Raw genomic sequence first — 17265 nt, forward strand, 5'->3', positions numbered from 1 at the left:
TCTGAGTCAGCCACTAAGGAGTTTGCCCCTGCCTGTCAACAGGATTATTTATCAGCCTTGCTGCGCGCCCTTCCGAAGCTACGCCTGAGCTCCCTCGCCGGGCGTTTCCGTGGGGGAGGCCTTGGCCTCGGCCACGGTTTTTTTCTCAGGTTGGGGGACTTCCACCACCGTGCCGTCCGGCTCCACCATGGACAGGGCGCGCACCGGGCAGGCCTCCATGCAGGCCGTGATCTTTTTGCCGTTTTCCTCGCGCCAGGCGCGGCACATGTCGCAACGCACGGCCACTTCCCGGCGGGCCCTCTGGGCAAGGGTTTCCGCGTCGCTGCCGCTCAGATCGGGCATGCCGATGGTATCCAGGGAAATGGTGCCGTAAGGACAGGCCGCGATGCACATCTTGCAGGCCACGCAGAACTGGACGCGCATGGTGATGCGGCCGTCCTCCTCCTGCTGCAGCGCGCCGGTGGGACAGACGTTGCAGCAGGGCGCGGGATCGCACTGGTGGCAGCGCACCGTGGTTTTGAAGCCTTCGGCTTTAACCACTTGCACGCGCGCGACCAGCACGTCGCGGTGCTTCATGGCTTCCTTGAAGGACATGCCGTGGTGGGCGGCGATGCAGGCCACCTCGCAACGGCGGCAGGCGCGGCATTTATCGGGTACGACCTGAATGTGTTCAAGCATGGTCCGTTTCCTCGGATTCAACGCGTAGGGACTGGAGCGTAAGCCCGTGCCCTCCGTTGAAGTGGATGTTTTCGCTGCCGCAGGCCGGGCAGACGAAACGGCGTTGTGTCAGGCTGAAGGCGTGGCCGCAGTTTTCACAGCGGCAGGCCAGAGGCGCGGTGTTGAGCGTGAGCGTCGCGCCTTCGGCCAAGGTGCCTTCGGCAAAAAGTTCAAAACAGGCGGTCAGGGTCTGGGCCTCCACACAGGCGATCAGGCCCAGTTCGCAGGTGATTTCCTGAATCCGCAGCGCGCGGTTGTCGGGATGGGCCGCGTTGTGCTCCTCCACGGCTTTCAGGGCCATGTCCAGCAGGCCTTGTACAAGGCTGGCCTCATGCATGTATTTCCTTTTACCGTTTTTTCCTGACAGTGGACCTTTTTCCCGCCGACAAGGAAAACAAGCGGCGCGCCGAAGCGGAGCATAGCCGTCTATGTGACCGAGGCGTGCCGCGCTGTTTGACGCAGCCAGCGGGAAAAAGGTCCGCTGTCAGCGTTCCGTGCAGGAAACGCACGGATCAATGCTGTTGGTAATCAGCGCCACGTCCGCCACCTTGCAGTCGCGCATCATCACGCCCAGGGCTTCCCAGTTCATGTATGAGGGCACGCGCCACTTGAGCCGCGCGGGCATGTCCGTGCCGTTGGTGCGGATGTAATAAAAAACCTCGCCGCGCGGGGCTTCGGAGCGGGCGCAGGCCTCGGCCGTGCGGATCTGGCGCATGGGCGCGGTCACCGGGCCGTCGGGCACGCGTTCGCAGCACTGGCGGATCAGTTTGAAGGATTCAAAGATCTCGTTCAGGCGCACCATGGTCCGGGAATGGATGCAGCAGCCTTCGGAGGTGACCATGTCAAAGTTCAGTTCGGGATAGGCGGCGTAGGGCGAATCCTTGCGCACGTCGATGACAACGCCGGAGCCGCGCGCCACCGGGCCCACCACGCCCAGGCGCACGGCGTCTTCCTTGGGCAGCAGGCCCAGGCCCTTGGTACGGGCCAGCACCAGGCCGTTGGTGTCGTAAATTTCGCGGATTTCATCCACTGCGGGCTCCACTTTGGCGATCATGCCCAGGATGTAGTCCAGCATGTCGCGTTCCACATCGCATTTGACGCCGCCGATACAGTTGGAGGCCAGGTTCATGCGGTTGCCGTACACGGTTTCCTTCACGTCCTGCATCATTTCGCGCACTTCCATGACGTGCATGAACAGGGACTTGAAGCCGATGATATGGGCCTGGATGGCGGTATTGAACAGATGCGAGGCCACGCGCTTGATTTCCTCGGCCAGCACGCGCAGATAGCGCGCCCGCTCCGGAATGGTGATGCCCAGCACGTTCTCCACGGACATGCAGTAGGTGAAGGAATGGCTGTTGGAACAGAGCGAACAGACCCGTTCGGTGAGGGTGGTGTTCTTGATCAGATTGCGCTGGGTGGCCATGGCCTCCATGCCGCGATGCACGTGGCCCGAGGTCAGCTCCACGTTGCGCACGGTTTCGCCCTCCACCGTGAGGCGAAAGTAGACCGGCTCCTCCAAGGCCACATGCACCGGGCCCAGAGGCATGGTGAAGGTGCTGCTCATGGCCGCTTCTCCTTGTCTTTCAGAATGCGTTCCCAGAGGTCGGTGGTGCAGGCCCCGTTCATCATGATGGACAGGGGCACGGCCTCGTTGAGAATGCCCGCGTCCAGCTCCTCGTCCAGGAAGAGGCGGCGCGGATCGGGATGATCCGTGACCTGGATGCCGTACAGCTCCATCATTTCGCGTTCGTGCCAGTCGGCATTGGCGAACAGCGGGGTGATGGAGGGCACGGTGGGCCACTCGCCGTTAAGCGTCACCGTGAGGTTGTAGATGACGCCTTTCAACTCGAAATGGTAACAGACTTCCTGCATGGGCTCGCTCAGCTGGCGGCGGTTGTAGGCCGTGACCATGGCCAGGCGCGCCCCGACTTTCCGCAGTATTGCGGCGGCCTGTGGCAGCTGGCGCGGCGTGTCCAGCCGGAACCAATGAAAGGCGTTGCCGAAGCTGTCGATGCTGTGATGAATGGCGTCGCTGTCGGTGCAGAGGGCCGAAATGTCCTCAATGATCCGCGCGTCGCCCCGGATAATATCTTGCATACTGTATCCTTTGCGGTTTCCGCTCGTCTCTTATTCCCTGGTGGGCGCGGCCGAGGTCACGCGCTGTTCCGGCTTGTCCTCAGTGTGGGCGGGCAGCACGCAGGCATTGCGCTTGGCGTCCTCGATCTGGCGGCACTTGGGGCAGAGGTGGCGGATCAGCTCCGGGTCGATGTCCGGATTTTTGGCGTACAGGCGCTTGGCCAGATGCGCCGGAACGGGCCGCATCAGCGTGCCGCAGTGGGCGCAGGGCTCGTACTTGATGGTGTGCTGCTCCAGGCGGTCGAACTTTTCCTCTTCCGGATGGGCTGAGTGCCAGTCCGTGCTGATGCTCATGGCCCCGGTGGGGCAGTAATGGCGGCAGGAGGCGCACAGGCAGCAGGAATTCTGCCAGATGGTGATGGTGTAGCCGCTGCCGTCCGGCAGATGGGTGATATTGATGGCCCCGGCCGCGCAGACATGGCGGCAGACGCCGCAGCCCATGCAGAGGGTGGGATCCACTTTGGCCCGGCCGCGCAGGCGCGCCGGCGTGAATGTTTCGCCCAGCGGGAAGGGATCGGTGCTCGGGCCCTCCAGCAGATTGCGGAACAGAACTTTCAGAAAGCCCGCCATATTATTCCTCCAGAACCTTGGCGTCGTTACGCGGCTTGGGGCGTCGCAGCAGGCCGCAGACATGGTGGCAGACGCCGCAACGCCGACAGATTTGCCCGTTGTCGGCCCACGCGGCCCGCAGGCGCTCGAAGGTCTGCCGCAAGGCCAGCCGCAACGCGGTCATTTATTCCTCCAGGCCCAGTTTCTTGAGCCAGATGGAGCGCGCCAGCACCACGCCTTCCAGAATGGCCTGCGGGCGCGGCGGGCAGCCGGGCACGTTCACGTCCACCGGCAAATAACGGTCAATGGGCCCTTCAATGGAATAGCCCTCGCGGAAGACGCCGCCGGAAATGGGGCAGATGCCCACGGCCACGGTCACCTTGGGTTCGGGTATTTCATGCCAGACCCGGAGCACGCGGTCGCGCACCCTGGTGGTCAGGGGGCCGGTAATCAGTACAATGTCCGCGTGTCGGGGGCTGCCGCAGTATTTACAGCCCAGGCGCTCCACGTCGTAACGCGGAATGCAGGCCGTGGTGGCGAGTTCCACGTCGCAGCCGTTGCAGGAACCGGCATTGATCCGGAACAGCCACGGCGAGCGCACGGAAAGTTTTTTGAGCAGATTGTCCAAAGCCACAGCGGCCTCCTTACATCACCCAGACCAGGATCAGACTGCACAGCGCGAGCGCCGTGGGTACCGTCACATAGAAGCGGAAGGCCTGGTCAATGCGGAAACGCCCGGTGGCCGATTTGACCAAGGTCAGCGAAACCAGCATCAGGCCCAGGCACTTGAGCACGAACCAGATCAGATTCACCGGCCACCATTCAGATATAGTGCCGGGAAAGAAAAGCGCCACCCCCAGGCCCAGCACCACGAAGGTCTTCAGCGCCGAGGTCACCTGGAAGAGCGCCAGCAGCGGGCCGCCGTACTCCAGCAGGGGACCTTCGATGATTTCGGTTTCCGCCTCCGGAATGTCAAAGGGGGCCACGCCCATGGTGCCGGGCAAAAAGATCAGGTAGGCCAGCAGGGCCGGAATCATGGAAGGGTTGAAGCCCAGGGAGCCGCTGTGCTGCTGCCAGGCCACGATCTTGAGCAGGGAGAACTCGGCCCCCCAGTCCCCGCCGGAAATGCCCTTGCCCACCAGCATGGCCACGGCCAGCAAAATCATCAGCAGCGGGGTTTCATAGGCCAGCATGAGCAGCATCTCGCGCGAGAAGCCCACGGCGCCGAAGGGCGAGCTGGAGGCCGAACCGCCCAGCATCAGGGCCATGGCCGGGATGGGCAGCAGATAGAAGATCACCAGCAGGTCGCCCATGTTGAACAGGCCGTCGAACACGCCCGGCACCGGAATGAAGGCCGCGCACACGGCCATGCCCGTGAAGCCGAAGACCGGAGCCAGCAGAAAGGCCGAACGGCAGGCGGTTTTCGGGATCAGGGTTTCCTTGGTCAGCAGTTTGGCGATATCCAGCCAGGGCTGGATCAGGGGCGGGCCCACGCGGCGCTGGAGGCGGGCTTCCACCCGCCGGTCCAGGCCCTTGAAGAAGAATCCCACGGCCAGGGCAAAAGCCCCGCCGGGAAAGATGCACATGTGCAGAATGGCAAGCAGGGTGTCGCTCATCAGCGGTTCTCCTTGGAAGCGCGCCCGCCGCCCAGCAGGCGCGTCAGGTCGCCGTAGATGCTGGAGGGAGCCATGCGGCTGGTGGCGATTTCCGGAGGCAGGCCGCAGGCGTGCACGTCGATTTCACGCAGGCGCGTGAAGCGGCGTACGAACCAGTACCCGGCCAGGAAGGCCAGCGCCATCATTACGAACATGCCTGTGGCGTTCCAGGCGCCGGGGCCGGAAAGCACGCCGGAAAGCCCCACATCGAGGGGAGCCAGCCCGTATTCCAGCAACACGCTGTTGATGGGCATGAGCCCCAGGCCGGGGAAAATGCCCGTCAGCACGCAGCCCACGGCCAGAATGCCCATGGGCACGCGCATGACCTTGGGGGCCTCATGCACGTCGTCCAGGTCCGGGGCGCGCTGGCCCAGGAAGGCTGCGTGCAGGAATTTGGCAATATAGGCCAGGGTCAGCACGCTGCCCACCAGGGAAAGCAGGGCCAGGAAGGGTTGCCCGGCCTGCATCAGGGCATGGTAGATCAGCCACTTGGAGGAGAAGCCGCTGGTGGGCGGCACGCCCACCACGGACAGGCCCGCGATGGCGAACATGCAGAGGGTGAAGGGCATCTTGCGGCCGATGCCGCCCAGATCATCCAGGCTGTCCCGGTGCGTGGCGAACATCACGGCCCCGCAGATCAGGAAGAGCAGGTCCTTGAAGAAGACGTGGTTGATCAGGTGCAGCATGCCGCCCGCGTAGCCCAGGGCCCCGCCCGCGGCCACGGCCAGCACCATGTAGCCCAGCTGGCTCACGGTGGAGTAGATGAAGATCAGCTTGATGCCGTTGGCCCGCAGGGCCTGCACGGCGGCCATGATGATGGTGATGCCGCCGATCCACATGACGATCAGGCTGATCACGCCCTGTTCGAAGCCGTCCAGGATGCCCGCCAGGGCAAAACCCCCGCCCAGCAGCATGAAGAGCTTGATCAGGCCGATGACGGCGCTCTTCAGCAGCACCGAGGATATGTAGCCGGACACCGGCGTGGGGGCCAGGGCCGGGTGCATCTGCCAGTCAATGCGGAAGGGCAGCTGGGCGGCCTTCATCACAAAGCCCACGGCCAGCAGGGCCATGCCCAGCCAGGCCGCGCCCGCGGGCAGGTCGGGCACAAGCCCGGCCAGCAGGCCGGCGTTGAAGGGCGTGAAGGGCCCGAGCACGCAGAGGCCCACAAAGAGGAAGCCCGCGCCCAGAAGGTTGAAGAGAAAGTACTTGAAGGCTTCCCGTAACGAGGCCTTGTCGCCCTCGTGGGCGATAGCCATGTACAGGGTCCAGGAGCTCATGATTTCCCAGAACAGGAAGAAGCTCAGCAGGTACTGGCTGGCCGCCATGCCCACAAGGCCGCCGCACATGCAGGTAAAGGCGCAGTAGAAACGCCACTGGCTGTGGCTGTGCTCCATGTAGCCCACGGCGTAGGCCATGTTCACCGCGCCGACCAGGGGCACGATCAGGGCAAAGCAGAAGGAGAGCATATCCAGATCGCGCCCGAAGAGCAGCACCAGCAGGGCCGTGAGCAGCAGCACGCCCACGCTGGTCCAGCCGGCCATCCTGCGCCAGCCGGCGAACAGGGCGGGCAGCACCGCACCGAAGACCGGCACCACCACATAGACGGGCCAGAACACGTTCATGGCCAGCATGATCTGCGGGGCGGCCGACGTGGGCTCGTAGCAGAGCGAGGCCACGGGCAGAACCAACTGCATGGGCAGTTGCGGGGCCAGGCCCAGCAGAAGGCTGAGGGCCGCCAGCACCAGCAGGCCCAGGCGCATGCTGAAGGGGGCTTCTTCCACCTGCGGCAGGTGGGACGGGCGTTCTTCAAATATCAGGGTTTTCAGAATGCGGGTGTAGTATACGGCTCCCACCAGGGAGCCCGCCAGGATCAGGGCCGCCAGCCAGATCTGACCGGCGTTGACCGCGGCCTGGATCATCAGGAATTTGCTGTAGAACGCGCCGAAGGGCGGCAGGCCCATGATGCTCACCAGGCCCACGGCCATACAGGCCACGGTCCAAGGCATCTGACGGCCCAGGCCGCGCAGGTCGGCAAGATTGCGGCTGCCCGCGCGCATGATCAGCGCGCCCGCGCCCAGAAAGAGCAAGTCTTTCATCACGGCGTGGTTAAACACATGCCAGAGCGCCCCGGCCGTGGCCAGCCAGGTGCCCAGGCCCAGCACCAGCGCGATTTCGCCGATCTGCCCCAGGGTGGAGTAGGCCAGCATGCGCTTGATGTCTTCCTGGCGCAGGGCCATGACCTCGCCGTAGACCAGGGTGGCGACGCCCATGGCGCTGAGGCCCGTCCCGAACCAGGACAGGCCGAACAGACCGCGCATTTCGCCGGCGGCCTGACCCACGCCCATGAGAATCACGCTGACGATGCCGAACACGCCCATCTTGGTGATGATGCCGGACAGGGGCGCGGACACAGATGAGGGCGCAGCGGGGTGGGCGTCGGGCAGCCAGGAGTGCAGGGGCACCAGACCGGCTTTGACGCCGAAGCCCGCCAGGCAGAGCACCAGGGCCGTCTGGAACCAGAACGGGAGGTGGAAGGCGGCCAGCGGCGCGGCGGAAAAAACGCCGAGGATGAACAGGCCCGGCAGCATGAACAGCGCGCCGCCCGCGCACATCACGTAATATTTGAGACCGGCCTCATAGGCCGTGCGCCGCCCCTCGTGCACTACCAGGAAGTAGGAAGCGAAGGTCATCAGTTCCCAGTAGCCGTACATGGCCGCCGTATCCGGCGTGGAGACGATGCCCGCCAGGGAGGCGAAGGTCAGCAGCAGGAAAAACCAGTACCAGCCCTTGCGCCGGTCGTGGATGTAGCCCAGCGAGTAGACGCTGACCACCAGGGCCACCAGGGCGATCATTACCAGGAAGAGCCGCGTCAGGGGCGGGCTGGGAATGACGCAGACCGCCGCGAAGGCCAGAGCCGGGAAGAGAACGGCGATCTGCGGGGCCGCGCGCAGGCGCAGTAAAAAGGCCAGACCGGCGACGAACGCGCCGACGTAGAAACACCAGTAGGCCGGATGCACGGGGGCGTGCATGACCAGCAGGCCGAAGTGCCCGCCCACGGCGTCGGTCAGGGGCGCGCGCAGCAGGCCGAGGGCCGCCGTCAGCAGACCCAGACCGAGCAGCGGCAGGCCCAAGCCGGAAAGTCCGGACAGGCCGCCGGGTGCGGGAGCCGCCGCGTCCGCGCCTTCCGCGCTTTCGGGGGCTTCCTCAAGGCTCACGCGGCGCACGGCGTCCACGTATAGCCAGATGAAGACCGTGGTGGCCGCGGCCATCAGCAGGAGGCAGAGCAGTCCCCCGGCCGGGGCCGCTTCCAGCAGGCTCTGAACGATCAGCGCGCGGGCCTCGGGCAGCAGAAAGGGCGAGCCGCCCACGGCGGCCAGCAGGCCCAGGCCGAAAAGGGCTCCGGCCCAGGGATTGCGCCGTCCCGCGCCGCGCAGTTCGTCCAGAGTCGCGCCGCAGGGCGCGAGGCGCGCCAGCGCGGCCAGAGCCAGCAGCCTGGCGGAAATCTGGAAGATGACGAACAGCCACAGGCCGGTCAGGCCCGCGGCTGTCTGCGCGGTCAGCGCCATACAGGCGACGCCCGCGTCGTGCAGCGCGCCCCAGAGAATCAGGCGGCGCGGGTCTTTGCGCTCCCGCACGGCCTTGACCGTGGCGATCAGCAGGAGGACCGAGCCGAGCAGCAGCGGCAACCAAGAACCGCCGGCCGTGAACAATGGTGATGTCATAGACGCCCCGTGATTTATGGATCTTCCGAACAACATCTAGTGTCTGATTGCAAAAATTCCGAGCATGGTTATGCTCTCAATTTTCGCAGGATCGTCCGCGAAAAAGCGTGGTTTTTCGCGGATTCCCGGCGGCTGCGCCGCCGCAAAACCCTCCGGGTTTTGCGTGTCTAATTTTTCCAATCAGACACTAGTGATGCCGTCCGGGCCGATACGCGCCGCGACGAGTGTGCGGGTTTTTCTGCACGAAATCAGCCGTCCCCGAAGGCAGGAGGGCTGATTTGCTCGTGAAAAAAATCCCTAGCTGAGTAGTCAGTCAATACACTACATTAGCTTCAGGCGCAAGCAGGAAAATCTTTTTTTCACAGCCCGGAATGGCCTCATTCCTCGCGCAGGTCGCGGTTCATCAGGATTCTGAGCGCTTCCCGCGGGGCCTGTCCCTCGTAGATGACGCAATGCATGGCGGCGGTGATGGGCGCGTCAATGCCCAGGCGTAGAGCCAGGGCATGTACGGCGGCCGTGGTTTTGACTCCTTCGGCCACCATGCCCAGGCTGCGGGTGATGGCCTCCAAATTTTCGCCGCGCCCCAGGCGCAGGCCCACCTGCCGGTTGCGCGAAAGGTCGCCGGTGCAGGTCAGGGTGAGATCGCCCAGGCCGGAAAGCCCCATGAAGGTGGACCGGCGCGCGCCGCACGCCGCGCCCAGGCGGCTCATCTCGGCCAGACCCCTGGTGATCAGCGCGGCCCGGCTGTTGTGCCCCAGGCCCAGGCCGTCGCAGACTCCGGCGGCGATGGCCATGACGTTCTTGAGCGCGCCGCCCATCTCCACGCCGGTGACGTCCGTGCTGGAATAACAGCGGAAGGCCGGGCCGGAAAACAGTTCCCGCAGGGTCCGGCCCAGGGCTTCGTCGCGCGCGGCCAGCACCACGGCCGTGGGCAGGCCCCGCAGCACCTCCGCCGCGAAGGACGGCCCGGACAGCACGCTGTAGTGGGGCTCAAGACCGGCCAGGGCTTCGGCAACCACCGCGCCGCAGGTTGCGAGGCTGCCGGTTTCCAGGCCTTTGGCCGCGTTGACCAGCACCGGGCCGGGACGGAAAAAATTTCTGTGCGTGCCCAGCCAGCCCCGCAACTGCTGGCTGGGCACGGCCAGCACCAGCAGATCACGGTTGAGGACGGCCGGGTCCGTGCTTGCCGCTAAGCGGGCGTCCAGGGCAAAGCCCGGCAGGTAGCGCGGGTTTTCGTGGCGCTCATTGACGGCCAGGGCCACCTTCGCGTCCCGCAGCCAGAGGGTGACGGGCAGGCCGCGCGCGGCCAGCAGATGAGCCAGGGCCGTGCCCCAGCTGCCGCCGCCGGCCACAGTGACGGGCGTTCTAAGGGAAAGCGTGTCGGACATGTGGTTCAGAATCCCAGTTTTGATTCCGGGCCGGGCCTGTCGGGCAGAATGGCGCGCCCCTTGGCCAGCCTGGCGTTTTTGGCGTTGAAGCGCAGCAGGAACAGCCCGGCGAAGCTCTGGTTTTTGTAGACTTCCACCCGGAAGAGCGTGCCCCCCCGGTCCACGGAAAAGCGCGGCGCAAAGTCCTTGCGGCGCAGGGGCAGGCCGCTTTCGTCGCGGCGGCCGCTGTCAAAGCCGATGGCGTTGACCCGGAAGCCCTCCTGTGGATGCACGCGTACCGTTTCGGCCACGTCCAGCACCCGGCCGAAGGGCACCACTTCCTCGTGCCCGTCCACAGTGACGCGCACGGCTTCAAGGCTGTGGTCCATTTCGCGCCAGTCGGGCTTGATCAGGGTGATGGTGCGGTTGCCGTAGTGAATGCAGAGTTCCCTGTCGCGGTCCCGGCAGGGCAGGACCGCCATGATGGGTTTGGAAGTCACGGCCCTGGCCGGGCTGCCCTTGGGCAGGGGCAGATAGTTGATGGCCGGGCGCACGTCCTCCAGGGGCAGAAAGACGCGGTTCTCGGCGAAAGATACCCCCAAGTTGGCCCGCAGGGCCTCGCCCACCCCCTGGGGCGTCAGGCTGAAGTCGCGCTTGAAACGCACGCCCGCCTGGCGCAGAAAGCTTTCCACCATGCTCAGGTGGTAATAGGCCCGCAGCTCCACCGGAAATTCCTTGCTGGCTTCCAGGCCGAAAGCCGCCTTGCCCTGGCGCACGGCATAGTAGGACAGGCTTTTTTCCATTTCCTTGTCCCCGGCGGCGGTGTTCGTATTGTGGACGTGCAGGACGTGCAGGGGCTTGATCAGGCGCTGGTTGACCTCGGCGGTCACCCGGGCCGCCTCCTGGGCCAGCGCACCCATGAACACGCCCGAGGGCAGGCCGTCCTGGTCGATGATCACCGACTGGCCCCAGCGGGCCGGATTGCAGAGGTAATTCTGATAGTTCGCGCGGTAGTAGCCGCTGCCGTCGTGCAGATTGAGCACCAGGGCCACGCGCGGATGGCGGATCAGCTCCTGGATGCGGCGCACTGTGGGGAATTCCGGATCGCTTTCGTCCAGGCGGGCGAATTTGCGGTTCATGTCCCCGTGCAGGCCGCGCGAGCGCTTGATGATGCTGGGGAAGTTGAGGTTGGGCACCACCCAGACGGCCCCTTCCTGGATGTCGTAGCGGGTCGCGAGCAAGGTGGCGGCGGAGAAACCGCCCGGCTCGTCGCCCTGGATGCCGCCCACCACCAGCACGACGCATGTCGCGTCGCCCAGGCGGATGGTGGTGAAATCCAGGGGAAAGGCCTCTTCACCGCGTGCCGCGCCGGGCAGACAGAGCCAAAGAATGGCGCAGAGCAGCGTCAGACAGACCGCCAGGCGGGGCAAAAGGCCGGGCCGGTGGTAAAAAACCGGCCCCGTTACGGGGCCGGACACAGCGCATGCGTTTGTATTCACTGCCTGTTCCTGTGTTTGAAGATACAGGCGACTGTTACGCCATTTGGCGGCAAACGGCAAGAAGGGCGGCGCGGCTGAAGTGAGGCTTGCCGGTCGAATGCGGTTCGGGCCGCCTTCCCGGCCTGAGTGGGAAAGGCGGCCCGATTGCGGGAAAGAGAGAAACGCCGTGCCCGGCGGGCAGGCCCATGCCCGCGTCACAGGCCCAAAGCCTCAATCGGGCGCGTCTATCTATTCCGGATCGAAACCGATGTCGCGGATGGCAGTTTTCAGGGCTTCCAGGTCCACGGGGCCGGATTCCTCGAAGCGCAGTTCCTTGGCGGCCAGATCCACTTCGGGCTTGCTCACGCCAGGTATCTTGGCGGCGGCTTCCTCTACGGAGGCCTTGCAATGGCCGCAATGCATGCCGTTGACTTTCAGAGTTTTCATCTTATCCTCCAAAATAATTTTGGTTTTCATTTTCAACGGATTCAGGCTACGCTGAACCCGCTGGAAAAACAAGCGGAGGCGCGGCAATGAGTACGGAAAAAGAAACCAAAGACAGTAATAAAGCCTGCCAGTTGGGCTTTGATATCGGCGGCATGCATTGCGCCGCCTGCTCCTCGCGCATCGAGCGCGTGGTGGGCCAGTTGGACGGGGTGGACAAGGTCAGTGTGAACCTGGCCACGGCCAAGGCCAAGGTCTGGGCCAAGCCCGGCGACGAGGACGAGGTGCGCCGGGAGGTCATGGAGCGCGTCGCCAAGCTGGGCTTTTCGGCCACGCCGAGCAAGGACGAGGACGCCTCGGCCCAGTATGAAGCGGCCAAGGCCAAAGCCCTGGAGGACCGGCGGCAACGCCTGGGCCGTCTCTGGCCCATGCTCGGCTTTACCGTGCCCCTGCTGATCGTGTCCATGGGACACATGATGGGTCTCTCCCTGCCGTCCTGGCTGGAGCCGCACAGTTCGCCGCGCGCCTTTATGCTGGTGCAGTTGCTGCTGACCCTGCCGGTGGTCTGGCTGGGGCGGCATTTTTACATTGAGGGCACGGCGGCCCTGCTGCACAAGTCCCCGACCATGGACAGCCTGGTGGCCGTGGGCACGGGCGCGGCCTTTCTGTACAGCCTGGTCAACACCGTGCTGGGCCTTCTGGGGCATGATCCGGTCATGCGGGCCATGAACCTCTACTATGAGTCCTGCGCCGTGCTGCTGACCATGATCGAGTTCGGGCAGTTCCTGGAAGCCACGGCCCGGCGCAAGGCCGGGGACGCCATGGGCGCGCTGATGAGCCTCACGCCGGAAACGGCCCTGCGCCTGGACCCCGAGGACGAGGCCGTGCCGCCCGAGGATGTGCCTGTCTCCGCGTTGAAGGCGGGCGACCGCCTGCTGATCCGGCCCGGCAGCCGCGTGCCCGTGGACGGCGTGGTGCTGACCGGCAAGAGCGCGGTGGATCTTTCCCTGCTGACCGGCGAGTCCATTCCCGTGCCCGTGGGGCCGGAGGACAAGCTGGTGGCGGGCAGCGTCAACGGCGAAGGCTCCCTGACCATGCGCGCGGAAGCCGTGGGCCAGGACACGCGCCTGGCGCGGATCATCCGCCTGGTGCGCGAGGCCCAGGGCAGCAAGGCCCCCATCGCCCGCCTGGCCGATCGGGTGAGCTTTTATTTCGTGCCCGCGGTCATGGCTTTCGCCCTGCTGGCGGCGCTGGCCTGGCTGGTCTTCAGTTCCGAGCCCGTCACCACGCCCTTGTCCGTATTCGTGGCCGTGCTGGTCATGGCCTGCCCATGCGCCATGGGCCTGGCCACGCCCATGTCCATTATGGTGGGCACGGGTCGCGGCGCGCAACTGGGCGTGCTGATCAAAAACGGCGCGGCCCTGGAACAGGCCGGGCGGATCACCACCCTGGCCGTGGACAAGACCGGCACCCTGACCACGGGCAAGCCCGTGCTTACCGGCATTTCAGTGCTGGCCGCCGACGGCTCGGCCACGGACGGCGTTGTGGACGGACTGGCCGAAAAGGATTTGCTGACCCTGGCGGCCGCCCTGGAGGCCCGCTCCGAACATCCCCTGGCCCTGGCCCTGATCAATGCGGGGCGTGATCGCGGCTGCCCGCCCTGCCCGGTGGATGATGTGGACGTTTCGCCGGGTCTGGGCATTGCCGGCACGGTGGGCCTGAACAATCAGAAATATGTGGTGGCCGTGGGCAACCGGGCCTTTATGAGAGAGCGCGGCCTGGAAGTGCCCGAGGCGGCGGGCGCGCAACTGGCGGCTCTGGCCGAGGCCGGGCAGACCCCCTTGCTGCTTTCCGTGGGCACGGGCACGGATGCGCGCCTGGCCGGCATTCTGGCCCTGGCCGACGCCCTGCGGCCGGAATCTCCGGCCGTGGTGGCCCGTCTGCATGAAATGGGCGTGCGGGTGGTCATGCTCACCGGCGACAACGAGCGCACGGCCCGCGCCGTGGCCCGTGAGGCCGGTGTGGATGAAGTGGCCGCCGGGCTGCTGCCCGCCGAAAAGGCCGACTATGTGCGCCGTCTCCAGTCCGAGGGACAGGTGGTGGGCATGGTGGGCGACGGCATCAACGACGCTCCGGCTCTGGCCCTGGCCGATGTGGGCATGGCCGTGGGCACGGGCGTGGACGTCAGCGCCGAAGCCGGGGATATCGTGCTGATGCGCGGCGGCATGGAGGCCGTGTTGACGGCCCTGTCGCTTTCGCGCGCCACCATGCGCAATATCCGTGAAAATCTGGGCTGGGCCTTCGGCTACAATATTCTGGGCCTGCCCGTGGCCGCCGGTCTGCTGCATATTTTCGGCGGCCCCATGCTCTCGCCCATGCTGGCGGGCACGGCCATGGCCCTGTCCTCGGTGTCCGTGGTGACCAACGCCCTGCGGCTGCGCTTCTTCAAGATTGCGCCGTAGAACCCGCGGATATTGATGAACAGGCCGCGCATGTCGCGGCGTGAGGGCATTTCAAAAAAATTGAAATGCCCTCATATTTTATCCCAGGCGGCCGATAAAATAGCTATGAGCTTTATAAGCCGCCTTTTAAACGCCGATATGTTCGGCACGTTGTGGCGCCCTGATCCCGGCGGAATCAGGGTCGGCCGCGATGTCGGCGCGCTGACCTCCACCGGTTTTTCCCGCGGCGCCCCGGACAATGTGATTGTCAGCCGGGGCGACGATGTTGAACTGAAGTCCGCCGATCTCTTCAACAAGGTCAGGGACGCCGCGCGAAAAGGGGAAAATGTCACCCGGTTTCGTTCCATAAGCCCGCAAGACCTCGTTGAGGGCAAGGTTTCCTCCGGCAATAGCGTGTACAAGAACGGGGATTATTGCGCGGCCTTTGCCGACGGGATCCTGACCATTTCAAAGCGAAACGCGGAGACGGGCAAGTTTGATCAGGTTCTCTCCACCAAGATACGGGAAGACACCAAAGTTGTCTGGAACGAAAACGGCGAACCGCAACTTTTGACCGGCAGATCGGCCAGGACCGAAGGGGTTCTCAAGGCTGAGGGGGAAAATGAACTTCTCTTCCGCGTGTCCGATTGCGATGTGCAGGCCGGGGCAGGGACTGTCGTGTATAATTTGTGCAGTTCCTCGGGCACATATTCCGGCGGCGATAATGTAACCTATCTGGGCGCGTATGAGGGCGGCACGTTCACCGAGACCACGGGCAAGGTGACGTTCGGCGGCTATTTCAACGGCGCATCCTTTTCCAAGCTGACTGGAATTTCAGAATTTTCCGGCGTGTTTGAAGCTGCCGCCGTTGATCTTGCAGACGGCAAGGGCAGCTTCAGCGGCTATTTTTCCGCTTCGGCCATTACCGGTTCCGCCGACCACGGCAATACGATGGACGGCATATTTCTGGACGCCTGTACCATACAGGGCGGCGATGGCGACGATACGTTCAACGGCCGTTTCATCAACAGCACCATTGACGGCGGCGAAGGGGACAATTTTTTCGGCGACATGGGCATGAATCTGATGCGCACCTTGACCGCCGAAGCCGACTTCATCAACTCCAGCGTCAGCTCCGGCGCGGGGCGGGACAATCTGCGCGGCGTGGTCTGGGGAGGCTCCTTTGACCTTGGCGACGGCGATGACAGCGTGGACGGCGTTTTTTCCCAGACCACCATCAGCGGCGGCAGCGGCAACGATAGGCTCAAGGCCGACTACGCCAATGCCGCCTCCTTTGATACGGGCCGGGGCGACGATGTTGTGGACCTGACCACTGCCGTCAACAATACGGTGACGACCGGCGAGGGCAGCAACCGGGTCAGCATGGGCAGAAATGACGTGAGCGGCCAGGCCAAGACCTGGCAGACGGCTGAAGAACATGCTTTGCGGACAAGGCCCACGCAGACCGGCGAACTCGCGCGCAATACCGTCGTCGCCCATGAGGGTGAAAACGCCGTTACCATAAACAACGGCCTGAGCACGCGGCGGCTTGCGACCTCTGACGGTCAAAAGCAGGCCGGTCAGGGCGACGCCGTTGATGACGGCCCGGCGGAGGAAAACCCGCCGAAGGCGCAGCCGCAGGGCGACGGCACCGACAGGGCCATGGTCACCGCCATCAAGCGGTATCGCCTCTCGATGGTCACGGGATTGGAAACCGCCCGCGAACTGGCGGCCACAGTCATCTACGCTGACGGAAGCCGGGATAATATCAACACCATGACCCGCCGGGAGAAAAAATATGAAGATCCGGCGGGCGGCATGGTCCGGATGGTCCGCCGCTACGGCAGCGACGGTTCCGTCTCTTGGGACCGTTGGATGCGTCTTGCCGGGTAAACACGTTTTTCCCTTATCGCAGCCCGGTGGCGGGCTGTTTTTCTCCTCCGGCTTTTGAGAAGCCCTGCATTATTTGCTCTATTTTTTTCTTTGCAGCTTTCCTTCATCCATGTCCTGATGCTCCGGTTCAGGGCTCGTTGCACGAGCGATACTGCTGGCCGCGTCGCGTCCGGCCTCTGGCCCGGCCGACGGGCAAACGCGAAAATTCCGGATTATGGCGTCAGCGCTGGGTTTGCGGGATTTATGCAAAATTTTTTTCTAAAATTGTATACAATCTTACAAAATGACGCTACGGTTTCGGCACAGGCAACGGAGCAACAAAGGGGGCCACCCATGCATTGCCCACGGACCTTGCGCACTGATCTGATCATAACCGCCGCGCTTCTGCTTCTGTTGGTCATTTTGCGGGCCAACATCGACAAATGCGTGCAGCAGGTGGTGCCCTCGCTCATCAATCCCGACTTTTTCCCCTCCGTCGTTCTCAACTGCCTGATCGCCATCAACCTATTGATTCTCGTTCTGGATCTGCGCCAATGGCGCAGGCCGTCCCTCGCCGTAACCGCCGGCGAAGCGGACAGTGATGAAGCCGGGGATGAAACCGGGACCGGCGGCCCGGCATCGCTGCTCATCTATATCGGCATTCTCTTCGGCTATGTGCTCGGTCTGTACTGGCTGGGCTTTGTCTGCGCCACGCCGCCGGTCATGCTGGCCATCGCCCTGATGCTCGGCCTGCGGCGGGTGGCGCTCGCCTGCGTGGTTTATGTTTTGTTCGCGGTACTCATGAATTATCTGGCGCTCCACGTCATGCAGATCATTCTCCCCGTCGGGGTACTCTGGAATTAGGGAAGCGTTGCGGGTGA

The 17265-nt window shown here is 64.3% G+C and carries 15 protein-coding genes; 3 read left to right on the top strand and 12 right to left on the bottom strand.

Features of this window, described 5'->3' with window-relative positions:
• Window positions 1-78 precede the first annotated feature (78 nt).
• The 12 genes from HMPREF1022_RS08590 to HMPREF1022_RS08640 all read right to left on the bottom strand — a co-directional run bounded on the left by HMPREF1022_RS08590 (window position 79) and on the right by HMPREF1022_RS08640 (window position 12074).
• Complete coding sequence (locus HMPREF1022_RS08590; protein ID WP_008682114.1) at window positions 79-678, bottom strand: 4Fe-4S dicluster domain-containing protein; 600 nt, start codon at window positions 676-678, stop codon at window positions 79-81.
• A complete protein-coding gene (gene hypA / locus HMPREF1022_RS08595) occupies window positions 671-1054 on the bottom strand; it encodes a hydrogenase maturation nickel metallochaperone HypA (protein WP_008682112.1) in 384 nt (127 codons plus the stop codon). Before hypA ends, HMPREF1022_RS08590 begins: the two co-directional genes overlap by 8 nt.
• 147 nt (window positions 1055-1201) lie before the next feature.
• Window positions 1202-2284, bottom strand: coding sequence for a hydrogenase large subunit (locus HMPREF1022_RS08600; protein WP_008682110.1), 1083 nt, complete (start codon window positions 2282-2284; stop codon window positions 1202-1204).
• Window positions 2281-2817: an NADH-quinone oxidoreductase subunit C gene (locus HMPREF1022_RS08605; protein ID WP_008682108.1), complete on the bottom strand. Its 537-nt coding sequence runs from the start codon at window positions 2815-2817 to the stop codon at window positions 2281-2283. The genes HMPREF1022_RS08600 and HMPREF1022_RS08605 overlap by 4 nt, the downstream gene beginning before the upstream one ends.
• 30 nt (window positions 2818-2847) lie before the next feature.
• Window positions 2848-3426 carry a hydrogenase gene (locus tag HMPREF1022_RS08610; protein ID WP_008682107.1) on the bottom strand — a complete coding sequence of 193 codons (579 nt, stop codon included), beginning with the start codon at window positions 3424-3426 and terminating at the stop codon, window positions 2848-2850.
• A gap of 1 nt (window position 3427) precedes the next feature.
• On the bottom strand, window positions 3428-3589 hold the full coding sequence (locus HMPREF1022_RS18125; RefSeq protein WP_009302806.1) for a hypothetical protein: 162 nt from the start codon (window positions 3587-3589) through the stop codon (window positions 3428-3430).
• Window positions 3590-4039, bottom strand: coding sequence for an NADH-quinone oxidoreductase subunit B family protein (locus HMPREF1022_RS08615; protein ID WP_008682106.1), 450 nt, complete (start codon window positions 4037-4039; stop codon window positions 3590-3592).
• A gap of 10 nt (window positions 4040-4049) precedes the next feature.
• A complete protein-coding gene (locus HMPREF1022_RS08620; protein ID WP_008682104.1) occupies window positions 4050-5021 on the bottom strand; it encodes a respiratory chain complex I subunit 1 family protein in 972 nt (323 codons plus the stop codon).
• Entirely contained in the window at window positions 5021-8782 is a 3762-nt protein-coding gene (locus HMPREF1022_RS08625) for a complex I subunit 5 family protein (RefSeq protein ID WP_009302807.1), read from the bottom strand. Before HMPREF1022_RS08625 ends, HMPREF1022_RS08620 begins: the two co-directional genes overlap by 1 nt.
• Window positions 8783-9159: 377 nt before the next feature.
• Window positions 9160-10170 carry an NAD(P)H-dependent glycerol-3-phosphate dehydrogenase gene (locus HMPREF1022_RS08630; protein WP_009302808.1) on the bottom strand — a complete coding sequence of 337 codons (1011 nt, stop codon included), beginning with the start codon at window positions 10168-10170 and terminating at the stop codon, window positions 9160-9162.
• A gap of 5 nt (window positions 10171-10175) precedes the next feature.
• A complete protein-coding gene (locus tag HMPREF1022_RS08635) occupies window positions 10176-11648 on the bottom strand; it encodes a M14 family metallopeptidase (protein ID WP_009302809.1) in 1473 nt (490 codons plus the stop codon).
• A gap of 228 nt (window positions 11649-11876) precedes the next feature.
• A complete protein-coding gene (locus HMPREF1022_RS08640; protein WP_009302810.1) occupies window positions 11877-12074 on the bottom strand; it encodes a heavy-metal-associated domain-containing protein in 198 nt (65 codons plus the stop codon).
• Between the two features lie 86 nt (window positions 12075-12160).
• Between HMPREF1022_RS08640 and HMPREF1022_RS08645 the strand changes: the two genes are divergently transcribed.
• The 3 genes from HMPREF1022_RS08645 to HMPREF1022_RS08655 all read left to right on the top strand — a co-directional run bounded on the left by HMPREF1022_RS08645 (window position 12161) and on the right by HMPREF1022_RS08655 (window position 17248).
• On the top strand, window positions 12161-14533 hold the full coding sequence (locus tag HMPREF1022_RS08645; RefSeq protein ID WP_009302811.1) for a heavy metal translocating P-type ATPase: 2373 nt from the start codon (window positions 12161-12163) through the stop codon (window positions 14531-14533).
• Between the two features lie 105 nt (window positions 14534-14638).
• Window positions 14639-16405, top strand: coding sequence for a calcium-binding protein (locus tag HMPREF1022_RS08650; protein ID WP_232221579.1), 1767 nt, complete (start codon window positions 14639-14641; stop codon window positions 16403-16405).
• A 333-nt stretch (window positions 16406-16738) separates the two neighbouring features.
• On the top strand, window positions 16739-17248 hold the full coding sequence (locus HMPREF1022_RS08655; protein ID WP_008682229.1) for a tripartite tricarboxylate transporter TctB family protein: 510 nt from the start codon (window positions 16739-16741) through the stop codon (window positions 17246-17248).
• The last annotated feature ends 17 nt before the right edge of the window (window positions 17249-17265 follow it).

This window comes from Desulfovibrio sp. 6_1_46AFAA (assembly GCF_000224635.1).
GTDB classification, from domain to species: Bacteria; Desulfobacterota; Desulfovibrionia; order Desulfovibrionales; family Desulfovibrionaceae; genus Desulfovibrio; species Desulfovibrio fairfieldensis.

Excerpts from the sequence above, each read along its gene's own strand:
- HMPREF1022_RS08640 (WP_009302810.1), bottom strand. The coding sequence starts at position 12,074 with ATGAAAACTCTGAAAGTCAACGGCATGCATTGCGGCCATTGCAAGGCC.
- HMPREF1022_RS08630 (WP_009302808.1), bottom strand. The coding sequence starts at position 10,170 with ATGTCCGACACGCTTTCCCTTAGAACGCCCGTCACTGTGGCCGGCGGC.
- hypA (WP_008682112.1), bottom strand. The coding sequence starts at position 1,054 with ATGCATGAGGCCAGCCTTGTACAAGGCCTGCTGGACATGGCCCTGAAA.
- HMPREF1022_RS08650 (WP_232221579.1), top strand. The coding sequence starts at position 14,639 with ATGAGCTTTATAAGCCGCCTTTTAAACGCCGATATGTTCGGCACGTTG.
- HMPREF1022_RS08620 (WP_008682104.1), bottom strand. The coding sequence starts at position 5,021 with ATGAGCGACACCCTGCTTGCCATTCTGCACATGTGCATCTTTCCCGGC.
- HMPREF1022_RS08645 (WP_009302811.1), top strand. The coding sequence starts at position 12,161 with ATGAGTACGGAAAAAGAAACCAAAGACAGTAATAAAGCCTGCCAGTTG.
- HMPREF1022_RS08590 (WP_008682114.1), bottom strand. The coding sequence starts at position 678 with ATGCTTGAACACATTCAGGTCGTACCCGATAAATGCCGCGCCTGCCGC.
- HMPREF1022_RS08605 (WP_008682108.1), bottom strand. The coding sequence starts at position 2,817 with ATGCAAGATATTATCCGGGGCGACGCGCGGATCATTGAGGACATTTCG.
- HMPREF1022_RS18125 (WP_009302806.1), bottom strand. The coding sequence starts at position 3,589 with ATGACCGCGTTGCGGCTGGCCTTGCGGCAGACCTTCGAGCGCCTGCGG.
- HMPREF1022_RS08610 (WP_008682107.1), bottom strand. The coding sequence starts at position 3,426 with ATGGCGGGCTTTCTGAAAGTTCTGTTCCGCAATCTGCTGGAGGGCCCG.
- HMPREF1022_RS08600 (WP_008682110.1), bottom strand. The coding sequence starts at position 2,284 with ATGAGCAGCACCTTCACCATGCCTCTGGGCCCGGTGCATGTGGCCTTG.
- HMPREF1022_RS08625 (WP_009302807.1), bottom strand. The coding sequence starts at position 8,782 with ATGACATCACCATTGTTCACGGCCGGCGGTTCTTGGTTGCCGCTGCTG.
- HMPREF1022_RS08655 (WP_008682229.1), top strand. The coding sequence starts at position 16,739 with ATGCATTGCCCACGGACCTTGCGCACTGATCTGATCATAACCGCCGCG.